Raw genomic sequence first — 22,102 nt, forward strand, 5'->3', positions numbered from 1 at the left:
GGCACCGGCCATTTGCATGGGCGGTGCCTTTCTTTATATGTTGCCCGAAGGCAGTGTTGCTTAGCGCGCAGCCAGTGCCGTGTCGTTCGGACGCAGCAGGGTGAAGCGGTGCATCATGTCGGCCGACACCATGCGGAAACGGCTCAGCTCGGCGGCCGTCAACGGCGCCTGGGCTTGTACGTTCAGCTTGCTTGGGTCCTGTGCCACGCCGCCGACGCGGAATTCATAGTGCAAATGGGCGCCCGTCGACCAGCCGGTGGTGCCGACATAGCCGATCACATCGCCCTGGCTGACTTTTTGACCTTTTTTCAGGCCCGAAGCGAAGCGGCTCATGTGTGCGTAGGCGGTGGAATAGTTGGCCCAGTGTTTCAGGACAACAACATTGCCATAGCCGTTTTGGCTGCCGACGGAATCGACCACGCCATCGCCCGAAGCGCGGATAGGGGTGCCGGTTGCTGCAGCGAAATCGATGCCCTTGTGCGCTTTCCAGTTGCCGGAAATCGGGTGCACGCGCATGGAGAAGCCGGACGAGATGCGGGAGAATTCGAGGGGGGATTTCAGGAAGGCTTTTTTGAGGGACTTGCCGTCGAAACTGTAGTAACCGCCGCCTTGCTTGCTGGCTGGGTCTTCGAACCAAACGGACTGGTAAGTCGTGCCGCGGTTGGTGAATTCACCGGCCAGGATGCGGCCCGCTCGGACAAATTCGCCATCTTGCCAGAATGTTTCGTAGACAACATTAAACGAGTCACCGCGTTTCAGGTCGGAGCGGAAGTCGATATTGGTGGAGAACATTTCCACGATTTGCGCGGAAATCGAGTCTGGCAGGCGGGTGCCGTCCAGGCTGGAGTCGGTGGCGGCGAACAGGGTGGAAGTAATCTTGCGCGCGTGCATTTCAACGCGGCGTTCCAGTTGGGCAGCTACTTCCGTGGCCACGAACTTGTCGCCCTTGCGGGTGATCAGGATGTTCTTGACCGATTTGTCCGTGCCGTCGACGAGCGTGGCGCGCATCCAGTTGAGGTCGCCGTTTTCGGACGTTTGCGCTTGCACGCGCTTGCCCGATTTCAGCAACATCACGCCGCGCGCGATCTTGTCGGTTTTAATGAAATTGGCGGCCGCCGCATCATCCACGCCGAGACGGGTCAGCAGGGTGGCGAGGGTATCGCCAGCGCGGACTTTTTCTTCGTGGGTGAAATTCTGGTCTACCTGTTCCATCGCGGAAATTTGCGAGGCGAGATCAGGCATTTCCAGGTTCTGGGCGATGGACGTGACCGGCAAGTCGGATGCGTCGGGCGCCATGGGCGACACAGCGACCGCGCCGAAGGCGGCCACGGCGAGCAGCACTGCGGAGGCACCGATAATGCGTGCCTTGCGTGTCGTCGTCAGCTGTGTGTACAAGCGTGAGCCTGTGATTTTATGTATAGGGTTCATGCAATCAGTTAAAATTTGCCCTTGAACGTGACCTGAACTAATGCTCTTTGTTATTGTTATTTTGGTTCGTTTTCATACGGCAAGATTGATGGGATCGAGCATTATAGCAAACTCCGCAAACCTACTACCATTTTGAGATCTACAGTCAAATTTTATGGAAATCAACACCACCGCATCGCCTACAAAGGCTAACGCCGCTCAGACCGCGCTTCCGCTGTCGGACAGAGTACAAGAAGCCCTCGCGATTACCAAGCGTGGCGTCGACGAACTCTTGATCGAAAGCGAATTTGCGCAAAAATTAGCCCGCTCCGAGAAAACCGGTGTTCCGCTGCGCATCAAACTGGGCCTGGACCCGACTGCACCCGACTTGCATCTGGGCCACACTGTCGTGCTGAACAAGATGCGCCAGCTGCAAAACCTCGGCCATCAAGTCATTTTCCTCATCGGCGACTTCACGTCCATGATCGGCGACCCTTCGGGCCGCAACGTCACGCGCCCGCCGTTGACCAAGGAACAGATCGAGATTAACGCGATGACGTATTTCGCGCAAGCATCTTTGGTGCTGGATGCCAGCAAGACCGAAATCCGCTATAACTCCGAGTGGTGCGATCCGCTGGGCGCGCGCGGCATCATCCAGCTCGCTTCCCACTACACGGTGGCGCGCATGATCGAGCGCGACGATTTCACCAAGCGCTTCCAGGGCGGCATTCCTATTTCCGTGCATGAATTCCTGTACCCGCTGATGCAGGGCTACGACTCGGTGGCCCTGAAGTCGGACCTGGAACTGGGCGGCACGGACCAGAAGTTCAACCTGCTGGTGGGCCGCGAACTGCAAAAGCAGTACGGACAGGAGCAGCAGTGTATTTTGACCATGCCTCTGCTGGAAGGTTTGGACGGCGTGGAAAAAATGTCCAAGTCGAAGAATAACTACATCGGCATCACGGAACCGGGCAACACCATGTTCGCCAAGCTGATGAGCATTTCCGACGTCATGATGTGGCGCTACTACGAGCTGCTGTCGTGGCGCTCGATCGCCGAACTGGCCCAGCTGAAGCGCGAAGTCGAGGAAGGCCGCAATCCGCGCGATGCCAAAGTTGCGTTGGCGCAAGAGATCGTTGCCCGCTTCCACTCGCAGCAGGCGGCGGAAGAGGCGCTGGCCGACTTCGTCAACCGCTCGAAGGGCGGCATCCCCGACGATATCCCGGAAGTGACGCTGGCTGGCGCACCGCTGGGCATCCCGCAATTGCTGAAACAGGCAGGCCTGTGCCCATCGGCGTCGGAAGCCATGCGCAAGATCGACCAGGGCGGCGTGCGCATCGACGGCACCGTCATCAGCGACAAGGGCTTGCAAGTGGCGGCTGGCCAGTTCGTGTTGCAAGTTGGCAAGCGCAGTTTTGCGCGCGTCACCTTGACGGCATGATCGCGCTGCTGCAGCGCGTTACGCAGGCCAAGGTCGACGTGGCCGGCGCCACCATCGGCGCCATCGATGCCGGCCTGATGGTGCTCGTGTGCGCGGAGCGGGGCGATACGGAGAAGGAAGCGGACGCCCTGCTTATAAAACTGCTGGGCTATCGCGTGTTTGCCGACGAGGCGGGCAAGATGAACCGCAGCGTGACGGACGTGGCCGGCGGCTTGCTGCTGGTACCGCAGTTTACGCTGGCGGCCGACACCAAGTCCGGCACGCGCCCGTCGTTTACGCCGGCGGCCGCGCCGCAGGACGGCTTGCGCCTGTTCACGCATTTCGTGGACCAGGCGCGCAGCCGTCACGCGACCGTGCAAACGGGACAGTTCGGCGCCGACATGCAGGTGTCGCTGACGAACGACGGGCCCGTCACCTTCTGGCTGCAAGTAAACGCAAAGCAATAACTAAAAAATATAAAGAGGAGCAAGCGATGAAATTGTGGAGCGAGACGTTTCGTGATGGCGGCCTGATGCCGGCCGACCATGCCTTTGCCGAGATCGATCCGGCCAGCCGCGTGCGCCTCGCCGGCAACCGCAATCCTCATCTGGCCTGGGACGAGGTGCCCAACGGCACCGAGTCGCTGGCCCTGTTCTGCATCGACCCCGATGCGCCGCAAGACGCCAGCCTGGCCAACCGCGATGACCAATCGCTGCCGCTGACGGCGCCGCGCGGCGCCTTTTATCACTGGAGCTTGCTTGATATTCCCCTGGCCATGCGGGTTATTGCCGCTGGCGAGTTTTCCAGCGGCATCACGCCGCGCGGCAAGCCTGCCGCCAGCGGCGGTGCGTTGCCACTGCGCCAGGGCCTCAACGACTATACGGCCTGGTTTGCCGGCGATGCCGCCATGGCCGGGGACTATTACGGCTATGATGGCCCGTGCCCGCCGTGGAATGACGAGCGCATCCACCATTATATTTTTCGCCTGTACGCGCTCGACGTGCCGCGCCTGGCGCTGCCCGAGCGTTTCACGGGGCAGCAAGCCCATGCAGCCCTGTACGGCCACATCCTCGACGAAGCCCAGCTCGTCGTCGCCTATTCGCTTAACCCCGAATTGGCACTTACCCTGAAGAAATAAAGCATGAGCACCACGATTTTACTGATACGCCATGGCGAGACGGCCTGGAATGCGGGCCGCCGCCTGCAGGGCCATATCGACATCGCCCTGAACGAGGCGGGCCTGGCGCAAGCGGGGGCGCTGGGGCAGGCGCTGGCGGACGAACCGCTGGCCGCCATCATCGCCAGCGATCTGCAGCGCGCGCAGCAGACGGCGCAAGCCGTGGCCGACGTGAAAGATTTACCCGTGCAAACGGATTCCTTGCTGCGCGAGCGCTGCTATGGCGCCTTCGAAGGCTTGCTGTATGCGGACATCGCCGCGCGCTATCCGCACGAATATGCACAGTGGCAATCGCGCCAGATCGATGCCGTGATGCCGTCGGGCGAGCGCCAGGCCGAAAGTTTCCGCCAGTTCTATGCGCGCGCGAACGGTGCCATCGCCCGCTGGGCCGGGAAATATGACGGCCAGACGATCGCCATCGTGGCCCACGGCGGCGTGCTCGAATGCGCCTACCGCGAGGCGGTCGGCATGACGCTCGACAGTCCGCGCGACTTCCAGGTCAAAAATGCCAGCGTCAACCGCTTTTCTTACGCGGACGGCAAGCTGCATTTGGTGCATTGGGGAAATATCGAACATTTGAGCGCGCCCGCGATGGACGAGCTGGGCTAAGAGCCGGACGAACCGACGGACGGGCTCGCCGAGCCTCTGTTTTGCTGTGCTGCACAAGCGCGGCGCCCGCCCAAGCGCACTGAAGCAAAAAAATAGTGCTTATTAATTAGGCAGGGAATCGGTTAAAATAGCAGGTTCCTCCGTCCATTCCAGGTTCTTCAGTGCAAATCGGCCCTCACATTCTGCGCAACAACGTTTTCGTCGCTCCCATGGCGGGTGTGACGGATCGGCCTTTCCGCCAGTTGTGCAAGCAGTTGGGTGCCGGCTACGCCGTGTCGGAAATGGCGGCGTCGAATCCGCGCCTGTGGGCGACGGAAAAAAGCTCGCGCCGCACGGACCACGAAGGCGAAATGGAGCCGAAGGCCGTGCAGATCGCCGGCGCCGATCCGCAAGACCTGGCCGACTGCGCCAAGTTCAATGTGGACCGGGGCGCGCAGATCATCGACATCAACATGGGTTGCCCCGTCAAAAAAGTGTGCAACAGCTGGTGCGGTTCGGCCCTGTTGCAAGATGAAAGCCTCGTCGAAAAGATCTTGCACGCCGTCGTCAATGCCGTCGATGTGCCCGTCACCCTGAAATTCCGCACGGGCTGGAACCGTTCCAACAAGAATGCCCTGACCATCGCCCGCATCGCCGAGCAAGCCGGCATCCAGATGCTGACTTTGCACGGCCGCACGCGCGCCGATGGCTACAAGGGTGATGCCGAATATGAAACGATTGCCGCCGTGAAAGCATCGGTGGGTATCCCCGTGGTGGCTAACGGCGACATTACCAGTCCTGAAAAGGCCCGCTTTGTGCTGGATCAAACGGGGGCCGATGCCGTCATGATCGGCCGCGCGGCGCAGGGCCGGCCGTGGATTTGCCGTGAAATCGACCATTTCCTGCGCACCGGCACCTTGCTGCCGGCGCCGTACGTGGATGAAGTGCGTACCCTGATGGACGAGCATTTACGCGCCCATTACGCATTTTACGGCGAATTCCTCGGCGTGCGCACGGCACGCAAGCACATCGGCTGGTATGTCAAGGATATGGAAGGCGGCGAAGCGTTCCGCCAGCAAATGAACTTGCTGGAATCGACGGACGCGCAATTGCTGGCCGTCGATCAATTTTTTGAGTCGCAATGGAAATTTGGCGAACGGTTACAATACCGCCTCTCCGAATCCAGTGAAAGTGGCCTGATCGATGTGATCAAACCTGTGGCCACGGCAGCATGAGCAGATAGCAAGGCAGTGATATAAGTTATAAGCAATAGTGACAAGCAAGAGTGATCAGCAGTACAAGGGCGAGCGCCTATACAGAGCGTCATGCAATATTAATTACAACACCGAGGCAAGAGGGCAGCACGCGGACCGCATGGGCGGCGCGGCGCCGGATTGCCAGGTGTTCAGCCGGTTGAAGCATAAAAATGAGCAAAGAAAGCATTCAGGAAGTCGTACAGAAAAGTCTAGAAGATTACTTCAATGACCTGGGCGAACAGCAAGCATCGAATATCTATGACATGGTCGTGCTGACCGTGGAAAAGCCCATCCTGGAAGTCGTGATGACACGCGCCGATGGCAACCAGTCGCACGCCGCGCAGATGCTGGGCATCAACCGCAATACCCTGCGCAAGAAATTGCAGGAGCACGGTTTGCTGTAATGCCGGCATGCAAGTGACGCCAAGATTTGAATCCGCCGCAGCCCGGCACCGGGCCTGCGCCATTCGCCAAGAACACTTAACCACCTAGCCACAGCCATGATCAAACAAGCTCTCCTCTCCGTTTCCGACAAGACCGGCGTTCTCGAATTCGCCCGCGCCCTGTCCGCCCTCGGCGTCAACCTCCTGTCCACCGGCGGCACCGCCAAATTGCTGGCTGACAACGGTGTTCCCGTCACGGAAGTTGCCGATTACACGGGTTTCCCGGAGATGCTCGATGGCCGTGTGAAGACCCTGCACCCGAAAGTGCACGGCGGTATCCTGGCGCGCCGCGATTTCCCTGAGCACATGTCGAAACTGGTCGAGCACGACATGCCGACCATCGACATGGTGGTGGTCAACCTGTACCCGTTCCAGGGCACGGTCGCCAAGGCCGATTGCACCCTGGAAGATGCGATCGAAAATATCGATATCGGTGGCCCGACCATGCTGCGTTCGGCAGCCAAGAACCACAAGGACGTGGTTGTCATCTGCGACCCGACCGACTATGACGTGGTGCTGGCGGAAATGCGTGCGGCCGACGGCAAGGCAGGCGACGTCAGCTACGATACCAAGTTCATGCTGGCGAAGAAAGTCTTTGCGCACACGGCGCAATACGATGGCGCCATCACCAACTACCTGACCAGCCTGGGTCCGACGAAAGTGCACGCCGAGCGCGGCGCCTATCCGCAAATCTTGAACGTTGCCTTTGAAAAAGTGCAAGACATGCGCTACGGTGAAAACCCGCACCAGAGCGCCGCCTTCTACCGCGACCTGGTCGCCACCGATGGCGCGCTGGCCAACTACCGCCAGCTGCAAGGCAAGGAATTGTCGTATAACAACATCGCCGACGCCGATGCTGCCTGGGAATGTGTGAAGAGCATGGGCGGTTTCGAGCAAAGCGCCGCCTGCGTCATCGTCAAGCACGCGAATCCATGCGGCGTCGCCCTGGGCAAGAATGCGGCGGAAGCGTATGCGCGCGCCCTGCAGACGGACCCGACCTCGGCATTCGGCGGCATCATCGCGTTTAATACCGAACTGGATGGGGCCACGGCCGGCGAAATCGCCAAGCTGTTCGTCGAAGTGCTGATCGCCCCGTCGTTCTCCGCGGAAGCGAAACAGATTCTGTCGAGCAAGCAAAACGTGCGCATGCTGGAAATCCCGCTGGGCAGCGGCGTGCACGCCATGGACTTCAAGCGCGTCGGTGGCGGCTTGCTGGTGCAATCGCCGGACGCGAAAAACGTCGGCATCGGCGACTTGCGCGTGGTCAGCAAGCTGCAGCCTACGCCGCAGCAACTGGCCGACCTGATGTTCGCCTGGAAAGTGGCGAAATTCGTCAAGTCGAACGCCATCGTCTTCTGCGGCAATAACATGACCCTGGGCGTGGGCGCTGGCCAGATGAGCCGTATCGACTCGGCCCGCATCGCTTCCATCAAGGCGCACAACGCCGGCCTGTCGCTGACGGGCTCCGTCGTGGCGTCGGACGCCTTCTTCCCGTTCCGCGACGGCCTCGACGTTGTCGTCGACGCGGGCGCCACCTGCGTCATCCACCCGGGCGGCTCCATGCGCGACCAGGAAGTGATCGATGCGGCGGACGAGCGCGGCGTCGTGATGCTTTACACGGGCACGCGTCACTTCCGTCATTGATAATTGAACCCAACGGCAATGACCGGGGTCGGACCCTGAGGGTCCGACCCCAGATGTTGTTTTGGGTTGCTGCGACACAATACGGCAGGCACCGGTTATTCACCGGTGCCTGCCGTATTCATTATAGAATCTGGCGATGATTATTCTTGGCATCGATCCTGGCCTGCGCACGACCGGCTTTGGGGTCATTGAAAAACACGGCAACAAGCTGCGCTATATCGCGTCGGGTACCGTCAAGACGGGTTCCGAAGGGGAATTGCCGCCGCGCCTGAAGGTCATCCTGCAGGGCGTGAGCGAAATCGTCGGCACCTACCAGCCCGATTGCGCGGCCATCGAAAAAGTGTTTGTCAACGTCAATCCCCAATCGACCTTGCTGCTGGGCCAGGCGCGCGGCGCGGCTATTTGCGCGCTGGTCAACGCCGACCTGTCGGTGGCCGAATACACGGCGCTGCAAGTGAAGCAGGCCGTCACGGGCCATGGCAAGGCGGCCAAGGAGCAGGTGCAGGAGATGGTGTCGCGGCTGCTGTCCTTGCCAGGCTTGCCCGGCACGGATGCGGCCGATGCCTTGGGCGTGGCCATTTGCCACGCCAACAGCATCGATGCGCTGGCCATGATCGGTGCGCTGGCGCCCCAGCTGCAGGGGCTGCGCATGAAGCGCGGCCGTTTAGTGGGATAGCTGCATGGCCCTCATATATATACACAACATTAGGAACACGCGATGATAGGCCGTCTCTCCGGTATTTTGCTTGAAAAGAATCCGCCACAATTGCTGGTCGATTGCCAGGGCGTCGGCTATGAAGTCGACGTGCCGATGAGCACGTTTTACAACCTGCCCCACGTGGGCGAAAAAGTCGTGCTGTTCACACACCAGGCCATCCGCGAAGATGCGCACCTGTTGTTTGGCTTCGGCAATGCAGCCGAGCGCGCCGTGTTCCGCCAGTTGATCAAGATCACGGGCGTGGGCGCGCGCATGGCCTTGTCTATCCTCTCGGGCATGACGATTGCCGACCTGGCGCAAGCCATCACCCTGCAGGATTCCGGCCGCCTCGTGAAAGTGCCGGGCATCGGCAAGAAAACGGCCGAGCGCCTGTTGCTGGAATTGAAGGGCAAGCTGGGTGCGGACATTGGCGCCGGCGGCGCGCACGCGGCGCCGGATGCGCAATCGGATATTTTGAATGCCCTGGTTGCGCTCGGCTATTCGGACAAGGAAGCGCTGGCCGCCGTGAAAAACGTGCCGGCCGGCAGCGGCGTGTCGGACGGCATCAAACTGGCGCTGAAAGCGCTGTCGAAAGGCTGATAGGGCATGAGCATCCAGACCGACAGCTTCACGGAACAGCGCATCATCGACGCGGCCCCCATCTCGCACAACGAAGAGGCCATCGAACGGGCCTTGCGCCCCAAGCAGCTCGACGAGTATGTGGGGCAGGAAAAAATCCGCGACCAGCTCGAGATTTTCATTACGGCTGCGCGCCAGCGCAAGGAAGCGCTCGACCATACTTTGCTGTTCGGCCCGCCGGGCCTGGGCAAGACGACCCTGGCGCACATCATCGCGCGCGAAATGGGCGTCAATTTGCGCCAGACCTCCGGTCCCGTGCTGGAGCGCCCGGGCGACCTGGCGGCGATCCTGACGAACCTGGAAGCGAACGATGTCCTGTTCATCGATGAAATCCACCGCCTGTCGCCCGTCGTGGAAGAGATTTTGTATCCGGCGCTTGAGGATTATCAGATCGATATCATGATCGGCGAAGGCCCGGCCGCCCGTTCCGTAAAACTCGACCTGCAGCCGTTTACATTGGTCGGTGCCACCACGCGCGCCGGCATGCTGACCAATCCGCTGCGCGACCGCTTCGGCATCGTGGCGCGCCTGGAGTTCTATAACACGGGCGAATTGACGAAGATCGTCACGCGCAGCGCGGCCTTGCTGAAAGCACCGATCGACCCGGAAGGCGCGATTGAAATCGCCCAGCGCGCGCGCGGCACGCCTCGCATCGCCAACCGCCTGCTGCGCCGCGTGCGCGATTTTGCGGAAGTCAAAAGCAATGGCGAGATCACCAAGGTGGTGGCCGACCGCGCGCTGGCCATGCTCGACGTCGATTCCGCCGGTTTCGACGTGATGGACCGCAAGCTGCTCGAAGCCGTGCTGTTCAAGTTCGGCGGCGGCCCCGTCGGCATTGGGAATCTGGCGGCAGCCATCGGCGAAGCGGCCGATACCATCGAAGATGTGCTGGAACCGTATCTGATACAGCAAGGTTTCCTGCAGCGCACGCCCCGTGGCCGTGTCGCCACGCCGGCCGCCTACCTGCACTTTGGCGTCAGCGCCCCGCGCATGGGCCCGGGCGGCGAAGCGTGGGAACTGTGATGGCGGAAGGCAGCCAGCAGACCACGCCGGGCATGCAGATATGGATCGACGCTGATGCCTGTCCCGTCGTCATCAAGGAAATCTTGTATCGCGTGGCCGACCGCCTGGAATTGCCGCTCACCCTGGTCGCCAACCAGGGCTTGCGCGTGCCGCCCTCGCGTTTTATCCGCACCGTGCAAGTGCCGTCCGGCGCGGACGTGGCTGACCAGGAAATCGTGCGCTTGTTGAGTCCCGGCGACCTCGTCATCACGGGCGATATCCCGTTGGCTGCCGACGTGCTGACGAAGGGTGGTTTTGCGCTGAACCCGCGTGGCGAGTTTTACACGAAGGACAATATCGCCCAGCAACTGACGATGCGCGCTTTCATGGAAGAATTGCGCAGCGGCGGTGTCGACACGGGCGGTCCGGCCGCCTTCAGCCAATCCGACCGGCAACAGTTTGCCAATAGCCTGGACCGGCATCTGAGCAAGCACCACCGCAAGCCGGCCCCGGCGCAGTAAGCGGTGGACGAAAAAAACGTGGACGAAAAAAAACCGGCGCAAGCCGGTTTTTTTATGTGCATGTAACTTAGCGTGCAACTTTGCGCGTGCCTACCACTTCCACCGTCACGCGGCGGTTCTTGGCGCGGCCGGCGGCACTCGTGTTGTCGGCCACCGGTTGCGTTTCTCCCTTGCCTTCCGTGTAGACGCGGCTCGTCTCGACACCTTGCGCCACCAGATAGGCCTTGACGGCTTCGGCGCGGCGCTGCGACAGTTTCTGGTTGTAGGCGTCGGAGCCGACGGCATCCGTATGGCCGACCGTGACGATCACTTCCAGGTCCATGCCCGTCAATTGACCGAGCAGCTGGTCCAGTGCGGCTTTGCCTTGCGGCTTGAGCGTCGATTGATCGAAATCAAACAACGCTTCCGAGGCAAACGATACTTTTTCCGCTACGGGGACAGGCGCCGGTGCGGCCACGATGACAGGTGCCGGCATGGCGACGACAGGGGCGACTTCGGGCGCCGGCTGGTAGGCGGGCGTGGCGCTGGCCGGGCGGCCCAGTTTATACACGAGGCTGACGGAATACAGGTCCGCATCGCCGCGGTTGCCGACGGCATCGTTCAGGCGATAACGCTCGACTTCGCCGCGCAGGGCCAGCGCTTCGCTGAACTTGTATTCCAGGCCGAGGCCCAGCTTGGCATTGAGTTTGCGCTCGCTGGCATGGGTATTGGTCGAACCCAGCAGGCGGTTACCGCTGAACTCCGTGTTGGTCTTGGTGTAGTGCATGCCGACACGGCCCAGTAATGACAGGCGCTGCGACAGCGGCAGCTGGCCCAGCAGGTCCAGGTTCACGCCGCGAAACGCTGCTTGTCCGTTCAGCACGCCGTTGCCGCTGGTGGTCGACTTGAAATCGAACTTGCCCAGGTCAAAGTAACCGGCTTCCACGGCGACATACTGGTTCAGTTGGCGGCCGACAAACAGCTTATAGCCGGTGTCGCGCTGGTCCTTGCTGAAGCCGGTGACGGTTTCGCCGTTGGCGGCCAGGCTGGTGCGCAGGCGCGGTTCGTCGATGGTGGCGCGCGACTGGCCCACGCCCGCGCCGATGTACCAGGCGCTGTTGGCCCAGTCCGGGTTGATGAAAGTGTTGTCCTGCGCCTGCGCCGATTGCGCCGCCAGCAAGGCGCCGGCCATGACGCTCAGGGCGCCCAGTGTGTGTGCGATAGTCATCGTCATGTCCCGATTATTTGGTGATCTGGTTGTTGCGCAGGGTAACGGCGGCAGCCGTCAGCACGCGGCCATTGAGCAGGGTCGTGTTGTCGCCCACCGTGATGGCGGCCGACTGGCCCAGGATATTGCCCTTGAAGACGCTGTTCGCGGCCAGGGTGGTCGGGCCGACGGGCAGCCAGCTGACGTTGTCGGCCGTGGCGCCGTTATTCAGGGAAACTACCGAATTGACGGTCGAGTCCAGGGTCAGCGCCGTGCGGAAGATGTACACGCCGGGACCGTTCAGTGTCAGCGTACCGGTAATGCTGATGGCACCGGCATAGCAATACACGCCGGGGCCGAAGGTCTGGCCACCGAGGTCGATGCCGCCGGCAAAGGTGACGTCGCAAGTCCGGCTATTGCCGTCCGTGATCGCCGCTTGCAAATCCGTCATGGCGCCGGCCAGGATGGCGCCCGACTTGTAGTTGGTAAAGCCGGCCGCCTGGGTCGGATCGGTGGTCTGCGAAGGCGCACCGACGTCGCCCGTGATCAGGGTGGTGCCGCCCGAGTTGTTCGTGATCGAGGTGCCGGCCAGTACGCCGAACGGCGCCGCGCGGCCCAGGATGATCGGATTGAGGACGGGCGGGATGGCGACGGCCGTGACTGTCAGCAACGCGCTGCCCGACTGGCCGCCGGCCGTGGCCGTGATGCTGCTGGTGCCGGCGGCGATGCCGGTGGCGACGCCCGTGTTCAGTACGCTGGCGTTGGCAACGGTGCCCGACGTCCAGGCGGCGCTGTTGGTGACGATGGCGTTCGAGCTGTCCGAATACGTTGCGGTGGCAATGAATTGCTGTTGGGCACCAACAGCGATGCTGGCCGTGGCTGGCGTGACGGCGATGCTGACCAGGGTGAGGGCAGGTACGGTCACGGTGGTGCTGGCCGTCTTGCCGTTGAAGCTGGCATTCATGACGCTGGTACCAAAGGCAACGCCGGTGACGAGGCCGCCGCTGGCGACGGTGGCCGAGACGGGCGTGACTGAAACGAAGGTGCTGCCGGTCGTGACGTCCACGCTGCTGCCATCCGAATACGTGGCAAGGACGGCCAGCTGGCGCGTCGCGGCGGCCGGGATGACGGGGTTTTGCGGCGTGACGGCGATAGCCAGCAGGGTCGCTGGCGTGACGGTCAGCACGGTGCTGGCTGTCAAGGTGCCCGTGGTAGCCGTGATCTGTGTCGTGCCGGCAACCTTACCCAGCGCCAAGCCGCCAGCGGCGATGCTGGCCGTGGTAGGGCTGGCCGAAGCAAAGGTCGACACGGCCGTGACGTCGCGCGTGGCGCCGTCGCTGAAGCTGCCGGTCACCGTGAATTGCTGTGTTGCGGCGATGGCGATGGATGGCGCGAGCGGCGTGATGGCGATCGCCGTCAAGGTGGCCGGCGAGACGGTCAGCTGGGCCGCCGCGCTCTTGCCGCCGAACGCGGCGCTGATGCTGCTGCCGCCGGCAGCGATGCCGGTACTCAAGCCTGTGGCGCTATTGACTGTCGCACTGGCTGGCGTGGCCGACGTCCAGGCCGACTTGGCGCTGACGTCTTGCGAGGAGCCGTCGCTATACGTGGCGATGGCCGTGAATTGCTGGCCCGCGCCGATGGCGACCGTGGCCGTGGCTGGCGTGACGGCCAGGCTGGACAAGGTGGCAGCCGGCAAGCCGAGGATGGGATCGCGTCCCTGGTCGCCGCCGCCACAGCCGGCCAGGGCGGCCATGGCCAGCAGACCTGCCGAGACGAGCAGCGGGTTCAGATATCGCTTGAAGAGATTCATATAATTCCTTTGTGCATGGCAGTCATTGCCGGGCATCCGCGGATGAGGTCATCCGGCAGAGCCATGCCGCCTTTCGCTACAGGGCGATGGCGTCACAGGCATGCACTATTTCATTTAGGAAACTGAAGGTATGTGCGCTGGCACGCTTAGCTTGTCTTTGACGGGGAATGGGTTCAAAAGGGAACGATTCGGCCTGAAAAACAACGGCCGTGTGCGGAAAGCAGGCACAAAAAAGCCGGCGCAGGGCCGGCTTCGACAGGGCGGGGCGGTTGCTTACTCTTCGCGCACCCACGTTTGCGAGCGGCCAAACATCGGCACGCCGACATAGCCGCGCACTTGCAGCTTGGTGCCGCCTTCCGTCAGTTCTGCCTTGCTCTTGTAGACCTTGCCGGTGGCCGGGTCCGTGATTTCGCCGCCCGTCCATTCCTTGCCGTCATATTTCAGGCCGGACAGGATCACCAGGCCGATGATGGGCTGGTCCTTGTTGGCGCCCGTGCACTTGTCGCACTTGGGATTTTGATCTTCATTCGGGCCACGGAACAGCTTTTCGATCTTGCCTTGCAAGACACCATTGTTTTCCGTGATGACAACGAGGGATTTCGGCTTGCCGCTGGCGTCATCGATGGTTTTCCACGTGCCGACGGGGGTATAGTTGCCGTCGCGCGCGGTGGCGCTGCCGGCGATGGCCAGGGCGGCCACCAGTACGCTTGCTTTGAATAGTTTATGCATCGCTAGTCTCCTGTGGTTTTTTTGATCTGTTACGAAACAGTATAGATACCAAGGCAAGACCAGCAGTGCTGCGCGGCGTCAGGAGATGACGCCGCGCAATCCTTCCAAACTTGCCTTATGCGCTGGCTAGTTTAGCAAACTGTTCGCGCAGTTTTTCAATTGTCGCCGAAAAACTGAGCAAACGCTCGTTTTCTTGCGCAACGATGGCGGCAGGGGCGCGCGCAACAAAGCTTTCATTGCCCAACTTGCTGTTAACCTTGGCAATTTCCGCTTCGATGCGGGCGATTTCCTTGCCCAGGCGCTCGCGCTCGGCGGCCACGTCGATTTCCACTTTCAGCATCAGCTTGGTGGTGCCGACGATGGCGACGGCCGCTGGCGAGTCCGGCAGCGCATCGACGATCTGCACTTCAGCCAGCTTGCCCAGCGACTGGATGTACGGTGCGTACGACGCCAGCGCGGCTTTTTCCGTGGCATTGCCCGCTTCGACGATCAGCGGCACGCGCACGGAAGGCGAGATCTGCATTTCGCCGCGCAGGTTGCGCGTTGCGTCCGTCAAGGCTTTCAGCTGCTGCATCCACGCTTCCGCGCTTTCATCGATCTTCTCGGTGTTGGCGATCGGATACGGCTGCATCATGATCGAATCGCCCTCTGGCTTGAGCGTCTTGCCGGCCAAAGGCGCCACCGTTTGCCACAACGCTTCCGTAACGAACGGGATGATCGGATGGGCCAGGCGCAGCACGACTTCCAGCACGCGCAGCAGGGTGTGGCGGGTGGCGCGCTGCTGGCCTTCCGTGCCCTGTTGCACTTGGACTTTCGCGACTTCCAGGTACCAGTCGCAATACTCGTCCCAGACAAATTTGTAGATGGTGGCGGCGATATTGTCGAAACGGAAGTCTTCAAAGCCCTTGGCCACGTCCAGTTCCGCCTTTTGCAGCAGGGAAATAATCCACTTGTCCGCTTGCGACAGGTCGGCGTCATTCGGCGTGCAGTCCTTGCCTTCCGTATTCATCATGACGAAACGGGTGGCATTCCACATCTTGTTGCAGAAGTTGCGGTAGCCTTCGCAGCGGCCCAGGTCGAAATTGATGTTGCGGCCCAGCGATGCATAGCTGGCCATGGTGAAGCGCACGGCGTCCGTGCCATAGGCGGAAATGCCTTCCGGGAATTCCTTGCGCGTTGCCTTGGTGATCTTTTCCGCGTCGCGCGGGTTCATCAAGCCCGTGGTGCGCTTGACGATCAAGCCTTCCAGGTCGATGCCGTCGATCAGGTCGATCGGGTCCAGCGTGTTGCCCTTCGACTTGGACATCTTCTGTCCCGTCGAATCGCGCACGAGGCCGTGCACGTAGACGGTTTCAAACGGCACCTTGCCCGTGAAGTGCGCCGTCATCATGACCATGCGCGCGACCCAGAAGAAGATGATGTCGAAACCCGTCACCAGCACGGACGATGGCAGGAAGGCTTTCATGTCCGGCGTTTCTTCCGGCCAACCCATGGTCGAGAACGGTACGAGCGCCGACGAGAACCACGTGTCGAGCACGTCGTCGTCGCGTTTCAACGGGCCCGTGCTGCCGGCCGCCTGCGCCTTGGCGATGGCTTCCGCTTCCGTCTTGGCCACGAAGATATTGCCGGCATCGTCGTACCACGCCGGGATTTGATGGCCCCACCACAGCTGGCGCGAGATGCACCAGTCCTGGATGTTGTTGAGCCACTGGTTGTAGGTGGTGCTCCAGTTTTCCGGCACAAACTTGATTTCGCCGCTGGCGACCTTGTCCAGCGCCGTTTCCGCGATCGACTTGCCTGGGAAGAAGGTGCCTTCCGGGGCCGGTTTGCTCATGGCGACGAACCACTGGTCCGTCAGCATCGGCTCGATGACGACGCCCGTGCGGTCGCCGCGCGGCACCATCAGCTTGTGCGGCTTGACTTGTTCCAGCAAGCCTTGCGCGTCGAGGTCGGCGACGATCTGCTTGCGCGCGGCGAAGCGGTCCATGCCGCGGTAGGCTGCCGGCGCGTCGTCCGTGATCTTCGCGTCCAGGGTCAGGATGACGATCTGCGCCAGCTTGTGGCGCTGGCCCACGGCGTAATCGTTCATGTCGTGCGCCGGGGTGATCTTCACGCAGCCGGTGCCGAATTCCTTGTCGACGTATTCGTCGGCGATGATGGGGATTTCGCGGTCCGTCAGCGGCAGTTTCAGCATCTTGCCCACCAGCGCCGTGTAGCGCTCGTCCGTTGGATCGACGGCCACGGCCACGTCGCCCAGCATGGTTTCAGGACGGGTCGTGGCCACCGTCAGGAAACCGCTGCCGTCGGCCAGCGGGTACTTGATGTACCACATGGAACCGTCTTCTTCCTCGGACACCACTTCCAGGTCGGACACAGCCGTGCCCAGCACGGGGTCCCAGTTGACGAGGCGCTTGCCGCGGTAGATCAGGCCTTGCTCGAACAGGCGCACGAAGACGTCGGTGACGACTTTCGAGCGCGGTTCGTCCATCGTGAAGTATTCGCGCTGCCAGTCGGCCGAGGCGCCCAGGCGGCGCATCTGGCCAGTGATGATGGAACCGGATTTTTCTTTCCATTCCCACACTTTTTCCACGAATTTCTCGCGGCCCAGGTCATGGCGCGAAATCTTTTGCGCGTCCAGCTGGCGTTGCACGACGATCTGCGTGGCGATGCCCGCGTGGTCGGTGCCGGGTATCCAGGCCGTGTTGTGGCCCAGCATGCGGTGGTAGCGGGTCAGGCCATCCATGATGGTCTGGTTGAACGCATGGCCCATGTGCAGGGTGCCGGTGACGTTCGGCGGCGGCAACTGGATGCTGAAGGAAGGTTTTCCCGCATCGAGGGTGGCGGTGAAGTAACCGCGCTGCTCCCACTCGGTGCGCCAGAATTGTTCAATGTCGGCGGGCTCGAAAGACTTGGCTAATTCCATGATTTGGCGTGTGATTGGCAAAAGGAACCATTATAGATGACGCGGCATCGCCTGCAGCGTGGCAAGCCGCCTTTTTCAGTGTTTTGGCGGCTTTGCGGGCCGTTGACGGGCAACAGAACGGGGATAAAAGCGCTGCCGATGTTATAATGCCGGCCTTGGCGCCTCCTGCCCTATCTTTGCGGACGGCGCCAGCGGGCGCAGTTGTATCAAAGTTTCACTCCAACTCTCGTCCGCGTCACCCGGCCAGCGCATCTGCGATGCCAGCCACTTTCAGAGCGTCCCCTGCGGGCTGGGCGCCTGAGCCACGCGCACCGCCAGCGGTGCACCATTCACGGCGGAATCAAGGCGGCTCGTCATTGCACGCCGCTGCCGCCACAGCTTAGCCAGGAATGTTGTTATCTGGCCCGTCGTCTTTCGATACGGCATGTTCCACAGCGCCTGGCCGCTGTGGCTATGCCATGGCCGCGCGCTTTCCCGGTTTTGCCTGCATAAGGAAACCAGCATGAAAAAACTCTCGATCAGTGTCGGCCTCGTTTCGACCATCGCCACCCTGGGCGCCTTGCCTGCCGCCCATGCCCAGTCCTCCGTCAACGTGTATGGCTTGATGGATGCGGGCCTGGTGCAGGAAGGCGGCGTCAGCAAGCTCACCAGCGGCGTGTCGGCCGGCTCGCGTCTGGGCTTGCGCGGCACGGAATCCCTGGGTAACGGCTTGCAAGCCGTGTTCACGCTGGAAGCGGGTGTCTTGAGCGACACGGGCCGCTCGGACCAGGCAGGCCAGTTGTTTGGCCGCCAGGCGTTTGTCGGCATCGACAGTCCGCTGGGCATGCTGACCGTGGGTCGCCAGTACAACCTGCAGAGCCAGGCGCTGACCGACGTGGCCGATCCGTTCGAGGGCGGCATGGCGGGCGCGTCGACCAACCTGGCCGGCTATTCGGCCACGCGCATCGACAATACCGTGCGCTACACCTCGCCCGAGCTGCGCGGCGTCACGGCCACGGTCATGGTCGGTTTTGGCGAACACACGGGGATTGCGGCGGACCAGCGTTCGCTGGGCCTGGCCCTCGGCTATGTCAACGGTCCATTGACCTTGCGCCTGGCGCGCCAGAGCCGTGCCGGCGAGCTGGGCAAGGCCGACGTGAACAACACGATATTGGCCGGTAATTACAACTTTGGCGTGGCCACGGCGTTTGCCGGTTATGGCCGCAACACGGGCGATGGCAGCAGCATGTTCTTTGCCGAGAATCCATACGGCGCGGCGCAGGCGCCGGCCCAGTCCACCGACAGCCGCGACGCCATCGTCGGCGTGTCCGTGCCGCTCGGCGCGGCGACCTTGCTGGCCTCGTATGTGCGCAAGGATGACCGCGACGCGGCCAACCGCGATGCGCAGCAGCTGGCCATCGGCGCCACGTATGCCTTGTCCAAGCGCAGCAAGGTGTATGTTGCCTACGCGCACATCCGTAACCGCAACGATGCCGCCTACATGGTGGGCAATGCCACCGAAGTGGGCAGCGGCAACCGCGCCTTCAACGTCGGCCTGCGCCACGCGTTTTAAACCGTCACGCTAGGCGGGCAGCATGCTGCCTTCGTGCAGCAGCGCTTCGAAGGCGGGGGCGGCGAGTGGGCGGCTGAACAGGTAGCCCTGCATCTGGTCGCAGCCTTGCTGGCGCAGGAAGGCCAGCTGCTGTTCCGTTTCCACGCCTTCGGCGATGACTTTCAGGCGCAAGCTGTGCGCCAGCGAAATGATGGCGCGCACGATGGCCGCGTCGTCGTCGCTGTGCGTGATGTCGCTGACGAAGGTTTTGTCGATTTTCAGCACGTCGATAGGGAAGTGGCGCAGGTAGGCCAGGCTGGAATAGCCGGTGCCGAAGTCGTCGATGGACAATTGCACGCCCAGCGCCTTCAAGTTGGCCATGATGGCCGTGGCTTGCTCCACGTTATGCATGACCATGCTTTCCGTCAATTCCAGTTCCAGATGGGCCGCATCGAGGCCTGTCTCGGCCAGTGCCTGCGCCACCGCGTGCAGCAGATTCCTTTGCTTGAATTGTCGCGCCGACAGATTGACGGCCAGGCGCAGCGGGCCATGGCCGGCCAGTTGCCAGGCACGCGTCTGGGCGCACGCCGTGCGCAGCACCCAGTCGCCAATGGGGGTGATCAAGCCCATTTCCTCGGCCAGGCCGATGAAGCTGGCAGGTGGAATACGCCCCAGTTGCGGATGTTGCCAGCGCAGCAGCGCTTCCATGCCCACCACGGCGCCGCTGGCCAGGTCCAGCTGGGGCTGGTATTCGAGGTGGAATTGGCCGCGTTCCAGGGCGTAGCGCAACTCGCTTTCCAACCCCAGGCGCTCCAGGGTGCCCGCATTCATGCCCGAGGCATAGAATTGCCAGTTGCCCCGTCCCTGTTCCTTGGCGCGGTACATGGCGATGTCGGCGTGCTTGATCAGGGTGTCGGCATCGTCGCCATCATCGGGATACACGGCCACGCCCATGCAACAGCTGAGGAAAAATTCATATTCGCCCAGTTGCAGCGGCTGCGCCACGGCGTCCTGGATGCGCTGCAGAATGGCCGCGCCCGGTTCGCCATTGCCATGCTGGGGCAGCAGCAGCACGAATTCGTCGCCGCCCAGGCGTGCCACCGTGTCGACTTCGCGCGTGGCGTCGCGCAGGCGTTCGGCCACGCTTTTCAGCACCAGGTCGCCTGCATCATGGCCCAGGGTATCGTTGACAAATTTAAAGCGGTCGAGGTCGATGAAAACCACCCACAGGGGAAGGCCGTTGCGCCGCGTCACGGCCATCGCCTGCTCCAGCCGTTCGCGCAGCAGTGCCCGGTTGGCCAGGCCCGTCAGGATATCGTGCCTGGCCTGAAATTCCATTTCCTGTTCGAAACGCATGACGGTGCTGATGTCGTATTGCGCCACGACAAAGTGACTGAGCGCGCCATCGCCATCGTCGCGCACGGGCGCGACGAACAGCTCGCTCCAGTAGCTGCTGCCATCCTTGCGGAAATTGCGCACGATGGCCTTGCCTTCGCGCTGTTCGCGCAGGGCCGCCGTAATGGCGTGCATGTCTTGCCGCCCTTGCTCGGGACCTTGCAAGTCTTCCAGGCGCTGGCCGATGACTTCGCTGGCCGCATAGCCGGTGATGCGTTCGAAGGCGGGGTTGACGTATTCGATCAGGTAGCCGGGCGCGTCGGCGCTGCACAGGATGATGGCATTGGCCGATACTTCGATGATGCGTTCGCGCAAGCGCAGCGACTTTTCATTGTGCATGCGCGCGGCGATATCTTCGGACAGGCGCAGATTGGCAAACTGCAGCGCCGCCGTGCGTTCGCCCGTGATGCGGGCAATCACGGAATTGCGCGACACCAGCTGGTATACATACGCTGTTGCCAACAGGCTCGACAGTAATCCGCCCAGCAGCACATATAGCGAGCCGCGATGGTTGGCATCCAAGGTCATGCCCTTGGCCGGCAGCAGGGCGGCGCCCAGGGTGTGTCCGCTGGCGTGGTACTGCAGCAGCAGCCTGGCGCTTTCCGCTTCGATCTGCCGCGCCGAGGCGTAGCACAGGGCCGTCAGGCACAGCCCGACCGCCAGGGTGATCAGGGCCGAGGTGGAAACGGAAATGGAGATGCGTTTGAAGAATGATTGCATGATGGCGTCCGGTAAGCAGCACCGCTACCGATCCGTGATCCGGCAGCCCTGGCAGTGATTGACTGTAGGGCGCGCGGTGAATGAACGTCCGTTCGCTACCGAACGGACGTTCATGCCACCAAGAAATATAGTGGGGGCATTGTGCGGGCGCTGTGTTACGCTGCTGCATATGGCGCCCCTCGTTCGGACGTCTTTCATTTATCTCCCTAGCTGACGACTGGAAACCAGGAAAACTGCCCATGTCGAGTCCGCATGCCCAGCTGCACAACCCGAATCAAAACCATTTGCTTTCCGCCATGCTCGACGCCGATTTCGCGCGCCTGGCGCCCCACCTGGAGCAAGTCTCCATGCTGCTGGGCGATGTGATCTACGATTCGGGCGACAAGCTGCAGCATGTGTACTTCCCCACCACGGCCATCGTTTCCATCCACTACCTGCTGGAAAACGGCGGTTCGTCGGAAATTGCCGGCGTCGGCAACGAGGGCGTCGTGGGCGTGTCGTTGTTTATGGGCGGCAACTCGACGCCAAGCCGCGCCGTCGTGCAGACGGGCGGCGTCGGCTACCGGCTGAAAGCCCATCTGCTGATGGAAGAATTCGACCGCGCCGGCCCCGTCATGCGCTTGCTGCTGCGCTATACGCAAGCGCTGATCACGCAAATGTCGCAAACGGCCGTGTGCAACCGCCACCATACGGTGGAACAGCAGCTGTGCCGCTGGCTGCTGCTGACCATGGACCGCCTGCCGAACCGCGAGCTGACCATGACGCAGGAGTTGATCGCCAACATGCTGGGCGTGCGCCGCGAAGGCGTGACGGAAGCGGCCGGGCGCCTGCAGCAGCGCGGCCTCATCAGCTACCGGCGCGGCCATATCACGGTGCAGGACCGCGCCGGCCTCGAAGACCAGGTGTGCGAATGCTATGGCGTGGTGAAGAAGGAATTCGCGCGCCTGCTGTCGGACGTGCGCCAGCGCCAGGCGTCTTGAACACCGCTTCTTTCCTCTTATCGTAGTCACAGCC

At 62.0% G+C, this 22,102-nt stretch carries 19 protein-coding genes; 13 read left to right on the forward strand and 6 right to left on the reverse strand.

Annotated elements, in window-relative coordinates; translation table 11 throughout:
* Positions 1-60 precede the first annotated feature (60 nt).
* The gene (locus U0004_RS04945) at positions 61-1,428 is read right to left on the reverse strand and encodes a M23 family metallopeptidase (protein WP_034784764.1); all 1,368 of its coding nucleotides are present in this window, start codon (positions 1,426-1,428) and stop codon (positions 61-63) included.
* Positions 1,429-1,582: 154 nt separating this feature from the next.
* On the opposite strand from U0004_RS04945, the gene tyrS reads away from it, so the two are divergent.
* The 11 genes from tyrS to U0004_RS05000 all read left to right on the forward strand — a co-directional run bounded on the left by tyrS (position 1,583) and on the right by U0004_RS05000 (position 10,794).
* Positions 1,583-2,848, forward strand: coding sequence for a tyrosine--tRNA ligase (gene tyrS, locus U0004_RS04950; protein ID WP_070253823.1), 1,266 nt, complete (start codon positions 1,583-1,585; stop codon positions 2,846-2,848).
* The gene (dtd, locus tag U0004_RS04955) at positions 2,845-3,294 is read left to right on the forward strand and encodes a D-aminoacyl-tRNA deacylase (protein ID WP_070253822.1); all 450 of its coding nucleotides are present in this window, start codon (positions 2,845-2,847) and stop codon (positions 3,292-3,294) included. The genes tyrS and dtd overlap by 4 nt, the downstream gene beginning before the upstream one ends.
* 26 nt (positions 3,295-3,320) lie before the next feature.
* A complete protein-coding gene (locus U0004_RS04960) occupies positions 3,321-3,965 on the forward strand; it encodes a YbhB/YbcL family Raf kinase inhibitor-like protein (RefSeq protein WP_070253821.1) in 645 nt (214 codons plus the stop codon).
* A gap of 3 nt (positions 3,966-3,968) precedes the next feature.
* Positions 3,969-4,613, forward strand: coding sequence for a histidine phosphatase family protein (locus tag U0004_RS04965; protein WP_034784771.1), 645 nt, complete (start codon positions 3,969-3,971; stop codon positions 4,611-4,613).
* A 161-nt stretch (positions 4,614-4,774) separates the two neighbouring features.
* Positions 4,775-5,827 (forward strand): tRNA dihydrouridine synthase DusB, encoded by a 1,053-nt coding sequence (dusB, locus tag U0004_RS04970; RefSeq protein ID WP_071653609.1) that lies wholly within the window; start codon positions 4,775-4,777, stop codon positions 5,825-5,827.
* A gap of 191 nt (positions 5,828-6,018) precedes the next feature.
* Entirely contained in the window at positions 6,019-6,252 is a 234-nt protein-coding gene (locus U0004_RS04975) for a helix-turn-helix domain-containing protein (protein WP_008445162.1), read from the forward strand.
* A 96-nt stretch (positions 6,253-6,348) separates the two neighbouring features.
* Positions 6,349-7,935 carry a bifunctional phosphoribosylaminoimidazolecarboxamide formyltransferase/IMP cyclohydrolase gene (gene purH / locus U0004_RS04980; RefSeq protein WP_070253820.1) on the forward strand — a complete coding sequence of 529 codons (1,587 nt, stop codon included), beginning with the start codon at positions 6,349-6,351 and terminating at the stop codon, positions 7,933-7,935.
* Positions 7,936-8,071: 136 nt separating this feature from the next.
* A complete protein-coding gene (gene ruvC / locus U0004_RS04985) occupies positions 8,072-8,611 on the forward strand; it encodes a crossover junction endodeoxyribonuclease RuvC (protein WP_070253819.1) in 540 nt (179 codons plus the stop codon).
* Positions 8,612-8,653: 42 nt separating this feature from the next.
* Entirely contained in the window at positions 8,654-9,232 is a 579-nt protein-coding gene (ruvA, locus tag U0004_RS04990; RefSeq protein WP_070222695.1) for a Holliday junction branch migration protein RuvA, read from the forward strand.
* A gap of 6 nt (positions 9,233-9,238) precedes the next feature.
* Entirely contained in the window at positions 9,239-10,294 is a 1,056-nt protein-coding gene (gene ruvB, locus U0004_RS04995) for a Holliday junction branch migration DNA helicase RuvB (protein ID WP_046683444.1), read from the forward strand.
* A 32-nt stretch (positions 10,295-10,326) separates the two neighbouring features.
* A complete protein-coding gene (locus tag U0004_RS05000; protein WP_070253854.1) occupies positions 10,327-10,794 on the forward strand; it encodes a YaiI/YqxD family protein in 468 nt (155 codons plus the stop codon).
* A gap of 67 nt (positions 10,795-10,861) precedes the next feature.
* Here U0004_RS05000 and U0004_RS05005 read toward each other — a convergent pair whose 3' ends face one another.
* The 4 genes from U0004_RS05005 to U0004_RS05020 form a co-directional block, all read right to left on the reverse strand.
* Positions 10,862-12,001 carry an OmpA family protein gene (locus tag U0004_RS05005; RefSeq protein ID WP_070253818.1) on the reverse strand — a complete coding sequence of 380 codons (1,140 nt, stop codon included), beginning with the start codon at positions 11,999-12,001 and terminating at the stop codon, positions 10,862-10,864.
* A 13-nt stretch (positions 12,002-12,014) separates the two neighbouring features.
* Complete coding sequence (locus U0004_RS05010) at positions 12,015-13,790, reverse strand: ice-binding family protein (RefSeq protein WP_070253817.1); 1,776 nt, start codon at positions 13,788-13,790, stop codon at positions 12,015-12,017.
* 273 nt (positions 13,791-14,063) lie between these two features.
* Positions 14,064-14,519 (reverse strand): DUF2147 domain-containing protein, encoded by a 456-nt coding sequence (locus U0004_RS05015; RefSeq protein WP_070253816.1) that lies wholly within the window; start codon positions 14,517-14,519, stop codon positions 14,064-14,066.
* Positions 14,520-14,634: 115 nt separating this feature from the next.
* The gene (locus U0004_RS05020; RefSeq protein WP_070278376.1) at positions 14,635-17,442 is read right to left on the reverse strand and encodes a valine--tRNA ligase; all 2,808 of its coding nucleotides are present in this window, start codon (positions 17,440-17,442) and stop codon (positions 14,635-14,637) included.
* 502 nt (positions 17,443-17,944) lie between these two features.
* Between U0004_RS05020 and U0004_RS05025 the strand changes: the two genes are divergently transcribed.
* Complete coding sequence (locus U0004_RS05025; protein ID WP_070253853.1) at positions 17,945-18,994, forward strand: porin; 1,050 nt, start codon at positions 17,945-17,947, stop codon at positions 18,992-18,994.
* Between the two features lie 9 nt (positions 18,995-19,003).
* Here U0004_RS05025 and U0004_RS05030 read toward each other — a convergent pair whose 3' ends face one another.
* On the reverse strand, positions 19,004-21,088 hold the full coding sequence (locus U0004_RS05030) for a putative bifunctional diguanylate cyclase/phosphodiesterase (RefSeq protein WP_070253814.1): 2,085 nt from the start codon (positions 21,086-21,088) through the stop codon (positions 19,004-19,006).
* A 239-nt stretch (positions 21,089-21,327) separates the two neighbouring features.
* Here U0004_RS05030 and U0004_RS05035 point away from each other — a divergent pair, with 239 nt between their 5' ends.
* The gene (locus tag U0004_RS05035; RefSeq protein ID WP_070253813.1) at positions 21,328-22,068 is read left to right on the forward strand and encodes a Crp/Fnr family transcriptional regulator; all 741 of its coding nucleotides are present in this window, start codon (positions 21,328-21,330) and stop codon (positions 22,066-22,068) included.
* Positions 22,069-22,102: the final 34 nt, after the last annotated feature.

This window comes from Janthinobacterium lividum, from assembly GCF_034424625.1.
Taxonomy (GTDB): Bacteria; Pseudomonadota; Gammaproteobacteria; order Burkholderiales; family Burkholderiaceae_D; genus Janthinobacterium; species Janthinobacterium lividum.